The organism is Pseudonocardia sp. DSM 110487 (assembly GCF_019468565.1).
Taxonomy (GTDB): Bacteria; Actinomycetota; Actinomycetes; order Mycobacteriales; family Pseudonocardiaceae; genus Pseudonocardia.
Genome location: NZ_CP080521.1, coordinates 7,743,230 through 7,755,964 on the forward strand (window position 1 = coordinate 7,743,230; position 12,735 = coordinate 7,755,964).

Genomic DNA, 12,735 nt, shown 5'->3' on the forward strand with positions numbered 1-12,735 from the left:
GGAGTGCCCGTGCCCGCCCCCGCTCCCCCTCTCGAGGTCTCCTCCACCGGGTTGACCGCCGCCCAGGTGGCCGAGCAACGCCGCGTGGGTGCCACCAACGCCCCGGTGCCGGGCACGTCGCGCAGCTATGCGGCGATCGTGCGGACGCACGTCCTCTCCACCTACACCACGATCCTGTTCTCGATCGGTGTCGTGCTGCTCGTGCTGGACCGCCAAGGAGACGCCCTCACCAGCGTCGGAATCGGCCTGGTCAACGCGCTGATCGGGGTGGCCCAGGAGTGCCGCGCCAAGCGCAAGCTGGACCGGCTCGCGCTGCTGGACGACGCCGCCGTCCAGGTGCTCCGCGACGCCGTCGAGGTCGTCGTCCCCTCGGCGGAGGTCGTCCGTGGCGACCTGGTGCGCGTGCGCGCCGGCCGGCAGATCGTCGTCGACGGGCCGGTGGTCGCGGGGCACGTCGAGGCCGACGAGTCGCTGCTGACCGGCGAGTCGGACCCGGTTGCCCGCGGCGTCGGCGAGACCGTGCTGTCGGGCAGTCACTGCGTTGCCGGGAACGCATGGCAGCGCGCCGAACTCGTCGGCGCACGGAGTCACGCCGGCCGGCTCACCGTCGAGGCGCGGAGGCTCAGCGTCGAGCGCACGCCGCTGCAGCGCCGGATCGACGGCGTCGTTCGCCTGACCATGGTCCTCACCGTCGCACTCGGCGGGACGGTGCTGGCTCAGGCCGTTCTCGGGGGTGAGTCGTTCCTGAGCATCGTGCAGATCACCGCGGTGCTCGTCGGCCTGGTGCCCTACGGCCTGTTCTTCCTCGTGGCCGTCGCCTACGTCCGGGGAGCAGCCCGCATCGCGCAGCACGGCGCCCTGGTGCAGCAGGTGAACGCGGTCGAGTCGCTCAGCCACGTCGACGTCGTCTGCACCGACAAGACCGGCACCCTGACGACCGGCAGGCTGACGCTCACGGAGGTGCGGCCGCTCGACGACGGTCTCGACGCGCGAGCGGTCCTGGGCAGGTACGCGGCATCCGTGGCTCATCCGAACCTGACCTGCACCGCACTGGCGGCCGCGCTGCCCGGCGAAGTGTGGCCGCTGCGCGACGAGATCGCGTTCACCTCCTCGCTGCGCTGGTCGGGGCAGGTCACCGTCGACGGAACGGCGTGGGTCCTCGGCGCACCGGAGGTACTCGCTCCGCACCTGCGCTCGGGGATCGACGATGAGGTCGTAGCGGACCCCACGAACCGCGGGCTGCGGGTCCTGCTGCTGGCGCGCGCCACGCGCCCCGGTGCGCCGCTGCGCGGGCGCGACGGCAGGCCCGCGCTTCCCGCGTTGACCCCGGTGGCGCTGGTCGTACTCGCCGACGACCTGCGCGGCGAGGTCCTGGAGAGTGTTCGCCGCTTCCGCGACAAGGGGATCAGGATCACCGTGCTCTCCGGCGATGATCCGCGCACGGTCGCGGCGCTGGCGACCCGGGCCGGGATCGACGCAGGGCCCCCGGTCGCCGGCCCGGTCCTCGACACCCTCGACGACGACGCGCTCGACGAGCTGGTGGAACACGCCACCGTGTACGGGCGGGTCACCCCGGAGCAGAAGGAGCGGGTCGTCGACGCGCTGCGCCGCCGCGGGCACCACGTCGCGATGCTGGGCGACGGCGTCAACGACGCTCGCGCGCTGAAGCGAGCGCACGTCGGCGTCGCGATGCGCTCGGGCAGCCCGGTCACCCGCGACGTCGCCGACATCGTGCTGGTCGACGACTCGTTCGCCGCGCTGCTGCCCGCCCGCGCCGAGGGCAGGCGGATCATCGACGGGCTGTCGACCTCCTTGTACGTGTTCCTGCCGCGGGTCGCCGTGCAGGGACTGATCATCCTGATCACGGCGGCGCTGGGGCTCGCGTTCCCCTACACCCCCGCCCAGGGAGGTCTGACCGCGCTGACCGTGGGACTTCCGGCGCTGTGCCTGACGATGTGGGCGCGCCCGACCGCCCCCGACCCGCACCTCCTCCGCGACCTCGTCCGCTTCGTCGCCCCGGTCGCGGTCGTCACCGCGACGTTCGGCACGCTCGTCTACGCCCTGCTCCACGCCTGGCTCCACGCGGGCGCGATGGCGGCCCACACCGGCGTGACCCGCATCGAACCCGGGTTCGTCGAGGCGGCAGCCACCCTCGGCGCGCAGACCGGCATGTCCACGTTCACCACGCTCGCGTCGTTCATGCTGCTGGTCTTCCTGAAGCCGCCGCACCGGTTCTTCGCGGTGTGGACCGCACCGGTCCCCGACCGGCGGCCCACCTGGCTCGCCGCCCTGCTCACGGTGACGTTCCTGATCGTGGCGGCGGTACCCGCGCTCTCGTCCTTCTTCGGCCTCGCGGTCGTGCCCGAGGTGTTCGCGATCGCGGTACCCGCGGTACTCGCCTGGTACGTGACGCTCGCGGCCACCTTCCGCTGCCGCGTCGTCGACCGGCTGCTCGCGCTCGCGCCGCGGCAGCCGCGACGCGCCGCCGAGCCGGCCACGCGGTGACGGGCGTCGAGGCCGCGGTCCTCACGGCGCTGGCCGACGATCCGCTGCGGGCGGTGCTCCTGGTCGTGGTCGGAGCCCTGCTGGAAGGCCCGGTCGTGACGGTCACGGCCGCTGCCCTCGCCGGCGCGGGCGTGCTGTCGTGGTGGGGGGTGTGGCTGGCCGCCGCCTCGGCCGATGTCATCGCGGACACGCTGCTCTACCTGCTGGGCCGGCACGGCGATCGGGGCCGGCCCCGCCGGATGCTGGCGCGACTCGGGCTCACCGACGAGCGCCGCGACGCGCTGACCGTCCAGGTCCACTCCCACCTGCCCCGGGTCGTCATCGCCGCCAAGCTCGTCGACCTCGGCGCGGTGCCGGCATTCCTCGCGGCAGGGCTTGCCGGCGTGGGCCTCCGGCGCTTCCTCGCATGGGTGGTCCCCGCTACGGCGGTGCGGTCGGGCGTCCTGGTCGGCGTCGGATTCCTCGCCGGCGAGCGGTTCTCCGAGGACCTGACCACGCGCCCGTGGCTGCTCGCGGTCGGAGGCCTTGCCATCGGAGTGCTGCTGATCGTCGGTCGGTCGGCGATCACCCGCCGCGCGTCGGTGGGTGGAGGGTCGTGATGCCCGTGAGGACGAGGTCGATGCCGGTGAGGAACTGTTCGCGGTCGTCGTGCTCGCGCATCTGGGCTGCGACGGCCCGGATGAACGGGTAGTCGTCGGGGTCGAGATCTTGCCATGCCCTGGATGCGGTGTTGAGGAAGTCGGCGCGGTCCACTTCGGAGCCGCCGGTGATCTGCGAGGTTTGGGTCGTGGCACCGAGGATGTAGTGGACCAGCGTCGAGGTCGTGGTGAACCAGTCGCCTTGCGGCACGCCCAGCGTGCGGACCGGCCGGCCGATGCTTTCGAAGACCCGCAACGTCACCGGTCCCCACGGGTTGCGGGTGAGCTGCACCGCGAGCTGGGCGGCGAGCCATGGGTGTTCGGTGACCGCGTCGAACAGGCCGAGTGCGACGGCGCGGATCTCGTCCTGGGGCCCGCCTTTCGCGGGATCGGCGGGTTGGGTGGGTCGCGTGGCCATGGCGCCGGCGACGACGGCGTCGGTCGCGGCCTCCAACAGCTCGTCCATGTTGCCGATGTGCCAGTAGATCGCGCCGGGACCGGTGGCAAGGCGGCCGGTCAGAGCCCGGACCGTCAGGGCACCCTCCCCCGCCCTGTCCAGCAGCTCGACGGCGGTCTCGACGATGCGCTCCCTGGTGAGCACCTGCCTGCGTCGCTCTGACTGACGTGTCCGCATGGCCATGCCGGCCATTCTGGCAGGTTGGAGCATCGATCCAGAATGGAGTACCGTTCCATCATGGAGCGACGCTCCATACAAGGAGGCTCGACGTGTATGACGTGGTGATCGTGGGTGCCGGCCCGGCGGGCTTGTTCCTCGCCGGTGAGCTCGCGCTGGCGGACTGCTCGGTCCTCGTGCTGGAGCGGGAGCGGGAGCAGACCTCGCCGTGGAAGGCGCTCCCGCTGGGGATGCGGGGCCTGAACGCCGGGTCGGTCGAGACGTTCTACCGCCGCGGGATGCTGACAGGGCTGCTGGATGCCTCAGGCACCGACGGCGAGCAGGTCGGCGCGGCCTCGGACGCGCACGAGCCGCAGGCGCCTCGTGGCGTGAGCCACTTCGCGGGCATGCAGCTCGACCCGGTGAACATCGACGCCGCCGTCCTCCGGTTCCGCCTGCCCGGCCCGGCGACGGAGGGCCTCATCACGAGCCTCGACGCGGTCGAGGCGGTGCTGGCCGAGCGGGCGGCCATGCTCGGCGTGCAGGTCCTGCGGGGCGCCCCCGTCGAGGCCGCGACCCAGGACGGCGACACCGTCGTCACCCGAGCCGGCGGGCGCGACTACCAGGCGCACTGGCTCGTGGGATGCGACGGCGGACGCAGCACGGTGCGCGAGCTGGCGGGTTTCGACTTCGTCGGCACGGCGCCGCTGTTCACCGGCTACACCGCCCGCGTCACGTTCGCCGATCCCGAGAAGTTGGACCTCGGGTTCAACCTAACGCCGGCCGGCATGTACTTCCGGACGCCCTTCGAGGGACACCTGGGCATGATGGACTTCGACGGCGGCGCCTTCGACCGCTCGCAGCCGCTGACGCGCGAGCACCTCCAGACGGTTCTGCGCCGGGTCTCGGGCACCGACGCGACACTCACCGAGGTCCATCTCGCCTCCAGCTTCACCGACCGCGCGATGCAGACCACGACCTACCGGAACGGCCGTGTCCTGCTCGCAGGCGACGCCGCCCACATCCACTCCCCGCTCGGCGGCCAGGGACTCAACCTCGGCATCGGCGACGCCATGAACCTCGGTTGGAAACTCGCCGACACCATCCACGGCACCGCACCGGACGGTCTGCTCGACACCTACACCGCCGAACGCCACCCCGTGGGCGCGGCGATCCTCGACTGGTCACGCGCCCAGGTCGCGACCATGAACCCCGGCCCCAACGCCACGGCCCTGCGACGGCTGGTCCACGACCTGCTCGACACCCGAGACGGCACCACCCACGTGTTCCGCAGCACCTCGGGGCTGTCCCACCGCTACGACCTGGGCAGCGACCAGCCAATCGTCGGCATGACCGCGCCGGACTTCCGGCTCGTCGACGGCACCCGCCTCGGCGACCTGCTGCGCGAAGGACACGGCGTCGCACTCGACTTCACCACCGACCAACGCCTGCACGACGCGACGATGGGCTGGAAAGGCCGGATCCGCTACGCGGCCGGGCCGGTGAGCAACGACCTCGGGTTCGGTGCCCTGCTGATCCGACCCGACGGCATCGTCGCCTGGACCGACGACCACGACCCCGATCACGAGGCGTTCCGGCACGCCGCGACCCACTGGTTCGGCGACCCACTCCATCACACCCGGGCATGACGCCCCCGGTTCACCGGCGTCTGCCGCGGCGCAGACCGGTTCCGCACCAGCACCGTCGCGGTCACCGCGGCGAGGGCGAACAGGATCCCGGCGATCAGGACGTAGAGGTACACGCCGGTCGCCGAGTTGTGCGGGGCGCCGTCCACCTCGGTGGTGGTGGCGTTGAGCACCGCCGTTCCGGCGACGGTGACGACGGCACCTCCGATGGCGAGCATGACCGACACGAGACCGGAGACAACGCCGTGCCGCTCGGGCGGTGCGAGGTCGGTGGCCAGGTTGAACCCGGAGGCGCCGATGGCGCCTGCGGCAATTCCGAGCAGCCCGATGCAACCGGCCATCAGTGGGAACGACGACACCCCCGCCAGCATCGTGAAGGTGGCCACCGTGCCGATCGCGATCCCCCCGAGGAGGGTCCGCGCGGGCCCGATCCGGGTGGCGAGCCATCCGGCGAGGGTGCCACCGAGCAGGATGCCGGGCGCGGGTGCCGCGAACAGCACGGCCTCCGGACCAAGGTCCTTCAGCCCGTATCCGAGCCCGAGGTCCGGCGACACCTCGGTGATGAGGTCCGTCAGCTGGATCATGGCCTGGAAGGATCCCGCGGCCAGCACCACGGCCAGCAGGGTCAGTACGAGCGGCCTGTTCAGCGCCCGGATGTCGACGATGGGGTCGTCGACCCGCAGGGCGAGGACCACCCAACCGGTCAAGGCGGCGGCACCGGCGGCGAGCAGGATGATCATGCCTCCGGACAGCCACCCGAGGTCCTGCCCGAGGCTGGCGTAGCCGAGCACCGCGGCGAGGCCGCCGCCGAGCAGCAGTGCCCCGCCCACGTCGACCCGGCCGCTGCTGCGGACCGGTGACTCCGGGATGAGCCGGAGCACGCACAGCGCGGCGACCGCGGCCAGTGCGACCGACACGGCGAACACGCTCTGGAAGCCGAACCGGTCGATGAGCGGGTCCATCAGGAACGGCTCGACGATTCCGACGATCGCGGAGGCGGAGGTCACGATCCCGATCGCGGTCATCGCCACCCGAGGAGTGGAGATCTGGCGGGTGAGCGCCACGGTGAGGAACACCACGGCCATGGCGGCGCCCTGCATAACCCGCCCCAACAGGAAGACCGCGAGGTTGGGTGCGATGAGGCAGACCACCGACCCTGCGCCCGCGACGAGCAGCGTGAGGAGGAGCACCCGGCGCTTGCCGAAGATGTCGGCGCTCTTCGCGAGCAACGGAGACCAGATGGCGCCGGCCAGCAGCGCGCTCGAGTTCAGCCACGCGACCTGGTCGGTGCCGAAGTACTCGAGCATCTCCGACAGGACCATCTGGGGAGTGGTCATGACCGTGTCGGCCACGCGGTTGGCGAGGACGAGAACGGCCACCCAGCCGATGAGCCGCCCACTCCATCGGCGCTCCTCGACGATGGGATCGAGCTCGACGGTCGCGTCATTCACGATGCGCTCGCCGCTCGCAGGCGCTCGTTGCGGGCGTCGATGGCCTCCCATGTGAGTGGCGTCTGGGTTTCGCGGCCCTGGTAGACCCGCTCCTGGGCTGCGGTGACGTAGGGACGCTGCCGGGCCTCGTACCGTTCGAACGCTGCGGTGTAGTCCGTTCCGCACCGGTCGAGTTCCTCAGCGAGGAACCAGGCGCCGGTGAGCGCGAGCGAGGTGCCCCGCCCGGAGAGGAAGGCCGCGCAGTACCCGGCGTCCCCGACGAGGGCGACGCGGCCGCGGTGCCAGGAAGGCATGTGGATCTGGCTCGCGGAGTCGAAGAAGAGCTCGGGGTCGGCGCGGGCCGCGTCGAGCAGCTGGGGGATCTTCCACGAGGTGTGGCCCGCGAAGGCGTCGACGAGGATCTTCTTCTGGGCGTCCAGGTCGCGGTGGTCGAAGTCGAGCCATTCCGAGCGGAAGGTGAACATCGCCAGCGCCGTGCCCTTGAACCGGGCGCCGTTGAACCGGGCGATGCCCACCATCCGGCCGGGGACGTTGTGCAGGGTGACGCCGTCGGGCCCTGCCTCGTCGGGGAGATCGGCGAGAGCGATGTAGACACCGAGGTGGCGGAGGTGGTCCCGCTCGGGCCCGAACGCCAGCCTGCGTACCGCGGAGTGCTGGCCGTCGGCACCGAGCACCAGGTCGTACCTTTCGGTACGGCCGGACCTGAACTCCACGTCGACGCCGTCGCCGTCGTCGGTCAGCGCCTCGATCGAGTCGCCGAAGCGGATCGTCGCCGTGTCCGGGAGTGCGTCGGCGAGGCTGTGAACCAGGTCCTCGCGGACGATCTCGATGTCGTCTTCGGAGTCGCTTACCTCGGCCATCGGGATGCTGGCCACCGGTTCGCCGTCGGCGTCGACGAACTGGTTGAGCTCGCTCATCCGGACCCGTTGTTCCCGGATCTTCGCGAGCAGCCCCATCTTGTCCACGATCTCGATGGCGTCGCCTCGGACGTCGATCGGTGTGCCCTTGACCCGCAGGTGGCGGGCGTACTCGACGACGGTGACGTCGTGGCCGCGGGTGCCGAGGTCGAGTGCGCAGGCGAGCCCGGCGATGCCGGCTCCGGAAACGAGGATCTTCACCATGGGGGCCTTCCGTCGAGCCTAAAGCAACTATCTGTTGCTTTAATCGACGATACGCCCCGCTCGAGTGCGCCTGCAACACGGGGTCGACGACAATCAGCGCCCGAGCGGAGGACAGGAGGTGAGCCACTGATGGCCAGCACCGTGGATCGGCCGTCGGCACGTCGTCCCGGTGGCCGCACCGCGCGGGTGCGAGCGCAGATCCTCGCTGCGACCGCCGAGCTCGTCGCGCGCGACGGCATCGCGGGCTTCCGCTACGAGGAGGTCGCCGAGGTCGCCGGCGTGCACAAGACCAGCGTCTACCGCAACTGGCCCGACCGCGAGGAGCTGGTCGTCGAGGCACTGCTGCAGTACGCCGACGACGTCGGGTCGGTCGGGGACACCGGCGAGCTCCGCAGGGACCTGGTGGACTTCCTGATGGCCATCGCCGAAGGCCTGGGCAGGCCGATCGGCCGGGCGATCGCACTGGCCGCCGAGGCCGCCCACGAAAGCCCGGCCGTCCGGCGGGTGACGACCAGGATCCACGAAGAGCGTGCCACCGGCACGCGGCGCCGGGTGGAACTGGCCATCGAACGGGGCGAACTGCCGCCGGTCGACTTCTCCCTGCTCGGCGAGATGCTCTCCGGTCCGGTGCACCTCATCGTGAACCGCGGCATCCGCCCGTTCACCCGCGCGGACGCGGAGCGCATCGTCGACGTGGTGCTCGCGGGCATGCGGGCCACAACACCGCGCACCTGAGCGCCCGCAGCGCGCCCTGCCATCAGGCCCGTCAGCTCTGGGGCAGCAGCGGCAAGGTGAGCCGGAAGCAGGCACCCTTCCCCAGCGCCGTCTCCAGTACGACGTCGCCGTCGTGGGCACGCGCCAGCGACCGAGCGATGGCCAGCCCCAGCCCGGCGTTGGCGCCGCCGGAACGGGCGCGGGAGCGGTCGGTGCGGTAGAAGCGGTCGAAGACGCGGCCGGCCTGGTCGGCCGCCATGCCAGGGCCCTCGTCGGCCACCTCGAGCACGGCGCGGCCGTCCGCGGTTCCGACACCGATGCGTACCGGCGTGCCCGGCGGCGTGTGGGCGGCGGCGTTGCCCACCAGGTTGGCGATGATCTGACGCAGCCGGTCCTCGTCGGCGTGCACCGGGGCGGGGCCCGGCGGGCCGTTGCCGCCGGGGCCGGTCAGGCCGACGGTCCGGGAGGGGTCCAGCGCCCGCAGGTCGTCGCGTGCGTCGGTGGCCAGCGTCCGTAGGTCCATCGGGGCCCGGTCGAGGTGCCCTTCCGATGCGTCGTCGAGCTGGGCGAGCAGGAGCAGGTTCTCGGTGAGGGCGGTGAGCCGGGTGGCTTCGCGGTCGATGCGGTGCATCGCCTCGTCGACATCGGCGCGTTCGGCGAGCGCGCCCATCCGGTACAGCTGGGCCGATCCCTTGATCACGAACAGCGGTGTGCGCAGCTCGTGGCTGGCGTCCGAGACGAAGGTCCGCATCCGCGCCTCGGAGACGGCCTGCGCGGCGAAGGCCCGCTCCAGCTGGCCGAGCATGACGTTCAGCGAGGTCGCGAGGTGCCCGATCTCCGTCCCGGGCGCCGCGACCACGGGGACGCGCCTGCTCAGGTCACCGGAGGCGATGGCGGCCGCCGTGTGCTCGATGCGACGCAACGGCCGCAGGCCCTGGCCAAGGGCGTACCAGCCGGCCGCCGTCAGCAGCACGAGCAGCGCGGCGCCGCTGATCACGTTGGTGGTCCGCAGCCGGTCCACCGTGGCGTCGGCCTCGGCCAGCGGAGCGGCCGCGACCATCGTCCAGTCCTGCCCGGCCCCGGCCCTGGCGACAGCGCGCCACCGGGACGAGCCGTCGGCGCCGTCGATGTCGACGGCCGTGCCGTCGGTGGGGACCCCGCGCAGCACGTCGCCGGTGGGCAGGGCGGCCTCGTCCACGCGGGACGAGTGGACGCCGCGCGCCACCGCGCCACCGGCGTCCAGGTACACCAGGTACGGGGTGCCGATGAGGTCGAGGCCCGGATCGAGCACCGCGAGCGACGCGGTGTTCCCCGGGTCGTCGGGCCCGATCGCCGGTGCCTGCGCCAGCAGGGTGGTGAAGGAACGCAGCTGGGTGTCGAGCCGGTTCAGCTGGTAGCGCTCCAGCTGATCGGTCGCGACGGCGCTGACGACGCTCAGCCCGACCAGCAGCAGCGCCGCGGTGAGCAGGAGGAGCCGCAGCCGCAGGGAGAGCAGCCGTCTCATCGCCTTGGCTCGCGCATCACGTAGCCCACGCCGTGCACGGTGTGGATGAGCTTGGGCTCCTCGACGTCGACCTTGCGCCGCAGGTAGGAGATGTAGGTGTCCACGATGCCGGCGTCACCGGCGAAGTCGTAGTGCCACACCCGGTCCAGGATCTGCGCCTTGGACACGACGTGACCGGCGTTCTCCATCAGGTAGCGCAGCAGCCGGAACTCGGTGGCGGTCACCCGCAGCGGCCGGCCGTCCCGGGTCACCTGGTGCCCGTCCGGGTCGAGCGCGAGCGTGCCCACGGTCAGCACGCCGGTGTGGTGGCCCGCCGTCCGCCGCAGGATCGCGCGGATCCGGGCGATCAGCTCCTCCAGGTCGAACGGCTTGGTGACGTAGTCGTCGGCACCGAGGGACAGCCCGGTCACCTTGTCGGCCTGCCGGTCCCGGGCGGTGAGGAACAGGACCGGCACCGGCCCGCCGCGGCCGGTCACCCGCAGGTCGCGCAGCCGCCGGACCACCTCGAAGCCGTCCATGTCCGGCAGCATCACGTCGAGCAGTACGAGGTCGGGTGGGTCCCGGGTGGCCGCGGCGACCGCCTCGCCCGCGGTCGCCGCGGACGTCACCTCGAAACCGGCGAACCGCAGCGTGGCCGACAGCAGCTCCCGCACGGTCGCCTCGTCCTCCACCACGAGCAGCCGCGCGCCGCCGGTCGGGCTGTCATCTCTCACTTGCTCCTCGCATGCGGATCACGATACGAACAACGCGTCACACGTCGCGGCGCTCGAACACCACGAACGCGACCGCGAGCAGGGCGACGACGCCGGCTCCCATGCCGGCGAGGTTCAGCCATGGCTGGGGGTAGTCGGGGTTGGGCACGGTCGCCAGTAGGGCGGCTCCGCCCAGCGTCGGCCAGAGGTCGAGCAAGCCGTCCAGCCACGACGGGAAGATGCCGTCCACGGCGGGTATCAGCAGCACGATCCCCACCAGGGTGGCCAGGGCACCTGCCGTGGCGCGGATGATCGTCCCGAGGGCCACCGCGAGCAGCGCGATCACCGCGAGGTAGAGGCCACCGCCCACCACCGCGGAGAGCGCACGTGGATCGCCGAGGGTCGCGTGCGGCACGCCGGCCGCGGCGAAGCCGGCCTGCCCGATGAGGAAGACCGCGAACATCAGCGCCTGCCCGGCCACCAGCGCGACGGCCGCGACCACCGCCACCTTCGCCCCCAGCAGCCGGTGCCTGCGCGGTGTGGCGCTCAGCGACGTCCGCATCAGGCCGGTCGCGTACTCGGACGTGACGACGAGGACCCCCAGCACCCCGATGATCAGCTGGGCGATGAAGTACATCATCAGGCTGCGGTACGTCGGGTCCCAGTCCTGCCGTTCCTGGGCCGTACCGGTCACGTACGACTGTGCGCCGGGGTCCATCGACAGGAGCGTGAGGCCGAGCCCGACCGCGACGAGGCCGCCGAGGGTGAGCCACGTCGAGCGCAGGCTGCAGAACTTGATCCATTCGCTGCGAAGGGTGTCGGCGAAGCGGGTGCTCATGCCGTGGCTCCCTGGTACTCGACGCTGTCCCTGGTCAGCTCCATGAAGGCGTCCTCAAGCGAAGCGCGCTGCGGCGCGAGCTCGCTGAGCGCGACACGGTGGTAGGCCGCGAGCTTGCCGATCTCCGCGCCGGTCATGCCGGAGACGACCAGGGACGATTCCGACCCCTTCCGGACGGTCGCGCCAGCGGCCGACAGCCGGACCGCGAACGCAGGGGCCTCGTCGGTGCGCACGAGCACCGTGCCCTCCCCGTTGGCCCGCATGAACTCGCTCATGCCCGTGTCGGCGATCAGCCGGCCCTGGCCTATGACCACCAGGTGGTCGGCGGTCTGCGCCATCTCGCTCATGAGATGGCTCGAGACCAGCACCGCCCGGCCCTCGCGGGCGAGCGACCGCATGAACTCCCGGATCCAACGGATGCCCTCCGGATCGAGCCCGTTCACCGGCTCGTCGAAGATCAGTACCCGGGGATCCCCGAGCAGCGTCGCCGCGATCCCGAGCCGCTGCCGCATGCCGAGCGAGAAGACTCCGGCACGTCGGCGGGCCACGCCGTCCAGGCCGGTACGGGCCAGCACCTCGCCGACCCGGCGGCGGGGAAGGCCGTTGCTCGCGGCCAGCGCGAGCAGATGGTCGTACGCCGTCCGGCCACCGTGCACCGCACCGGCGTCCAGCAGCGCGCCCACCTCGGTCAGCGGCACGGGCAGGTCCCGATAGCGCCGGCCGCCGATGGTGACCGAACCACCGCTCGAGGCGGCTAGGCCCATGATCATCCGCATCGTGGTGGACTTGCCGGCCCCGTTGGGACCGAGGAATCCGGTCACCTGCCCGGCGGGGACGGTGAACGACAGGTCGTCCACCACGGTTCGGGACCCGTACCGCTTCGTCAGCCCTCGTACGTCGATGCTCGTCATGGCCGGAATCGTGGTGGCCCGCGCCGGCCGGCTTCTGGGAGCTTCTGAACGAACTCTGAGAGATCCGCGGCTCCGGCCCGCCCGGAGGGCCCCGCAACTCCG

At 71.9% G+C, this 12,735-nt stretch carries 11 protein-coding genes; 4 read left to right on the forward strand and 7 right to left on the reverse strand.

Annotated elements, in window-relative coordinates; genetic code table 11:
• Positions 1 to 9 precede the first annotated feature (9 nt).
• Both K1T35_RS36195 and K1T35_RS36200 read left to right on the forward strand, forming a co-directional pair.
• On the forward strand, positions 10 to 2,505 hold the full coding sequence (locus K1T35_RS36195) for an HAD-IC family P-type ATPase (protein ID WP_220256224.1): 2,496 nt from the start codon (positions 10 to 12) through the stop codon (positions 2,503 to 2,505).
• A complete protein-coding gene (locus K1T35_RS36200; RefSeq protein WP_220256225.1) occupies positions 2,502 to 3,104 on the forward strand; it encodes a DedA family protein in 603 nt (200 codons plus the stop codon). The genes K1T35_RS36195 and K1T35_RS36200 overlap by 4 nt, the downstream gene beginning before the upstream one ends.
• Here K1T35_RS36200 and K1T35_RS36205 read toward each other — a convergent pair.
• On the reverse strand, positions 3,070 to 3,783 hold the full coding sequence (locus tag K1T35_RS36205) for a TetR/AcrR family transcriptional regulator (protein ID WP_220256226.1): 714 nt from the start codon (positions 3,781 to 3,783) through the stop codon (positions 3,070 to 3,072). The two genes, K1T35_RS36200 and K1T35_RS36205, sit on opposite strands and share 35 nt — an antisense overlap.
• An 86-nt stretch (positions 3,784 to 3,869) precedes the next feature.
• Here K1T35_RS36205 and K1T35_RS36210 point away from each other — a divergent pair, with 86 nt between their 5' ends.
• Positions 3,870 to 5,405: an FAD-dependent oxidoreductase gene (locus K1T35_RS36210; RefSeq protein ID WP_220256227.1), complete on the forward strand. Its 1,536-nt coding sequence runs from the start codon at positions 3,870 to 3,872 to the stop codon at positions 5,403 to 5,405.
• On the opposite strand, the gene K1T35_RS36215 is transcribed toward K1T35_RS36210, so the two are convergent.
• Together K1T35_RS36215 and K1T35_RS36220 are read right to left on the reverse strand one after the other, a co-directional pair.
• Positions 5,390 to 6,853, reverse strand: a complete 1,464-nt coding sequence (locus K1T35_RS36215) for an MFS transporter (RefSeq protein ID WP_255621111.1) — start codon at positions 6,851 to 6,853, stop codon at positions 5,390 to 5,392. The genes K1T35_RS36210 and K1T35_RS36215 overlap by 16 nt on opposite strands.
• Positions 6,850 to 7,974, reverse strand: a complete 1,125-nt coding sequence (locus K1T35_RS36220; protein WP_255621112.1) for an FAD-dependent monooxygenase — start codon at positions 7,972 to 7,974, stop codon at positions 6,850 to 6,852. The genes K1T35_RS36215 and K1T35_RS36220 overlap by 4 nt, the downstream gene beginning before the upstream one ends.
• Positions 7,975 to 8,103: 129 nt before the next feature.
• Here K1T35_RS36220 and K1T35_RS36225 point away from each other — a divergent pair, with 129 nt between their 5' ends.
• Entirely contained in the window at positions 8,104 to 8,709 is a 606-nt protein-coding gene (locus tag K1T35_RS36225) for a TetR/AcrR family transcriptional regulator (protein ID WP_255621113.1), read from the forward strand.
• A gap of 31 nt (positions 8,710 to 8,740) precedes the next feature.
• On the opposite strand, the gene K1T35_RS36230 is transcribed toward K1T35_RS36225, so the two are convergent.
• The 4 genes from K1T35_RS36230 to K1T35_RS36245 are packed head-to-tail and all read right to left on the reverse strand — an operon-like array spanning position 8,741 to position 12,633.
• Complete coding sequence (locus K1T35_RS36230) at positions 8,741 to 10,192, reverse strand: HAMP domain-containing sensor histidine kinase (protein WP_220256229.1); 1,452 nt, start codon at positions 10,190 to 10,192, stop codon at positions 8,741 to 8,743.
• On the reverse strand, positions 10,189 to 10,905 hold the full coding sequence (locus tag K1T35_RS36235) for a response regulator transcription factor (RefSeq protein ID WP_220256230.1): 717 nt from the start codon (positions 10,903 to 10,905) through the stop codon (positions 10,189 to 10,191). The genes K1T35_RS36230 and K1T35_RS36235 overlap by 4 nt, the downstream gene beginning before the upstream one ends.
• Positions 10,906 to 10,942: 37 nt before the next feature.
• Positions 10,943 to 11,722 carry an ABC transporter permease subunit gene (locus tag K1T35_RS36240; RefSeq protein ID WP_220256231.1) on the reverse strand — a complete coding sequence of 260 codons (780 nt, stop codon included), beginning with the start codon at positions 11,720 to 11,722 and terminating at the stop codon, positions 10,943 to 10,945.
• Positions 11,719 to 12,633 carry an ATP-binding cassette domain-containing protein gene (locus K1T35_RS36245; RefSeq protein ID WP_220256232.1) on the reverse strand — a complete coding sequence of 305 codons (915 nt, stop codon included), beginning with the start codon at positions 12,631 to 12,633 and terminating at the stop codon, positions 11,719 to 11,721. The genes K1T35_RS36240 and K1T35_RS36245 overlap by 4 nt, the downstream gene beginning before the upstream one ends.
• Positions 12,634 to 12,735 lie beyond the last annotated feature (102 nt).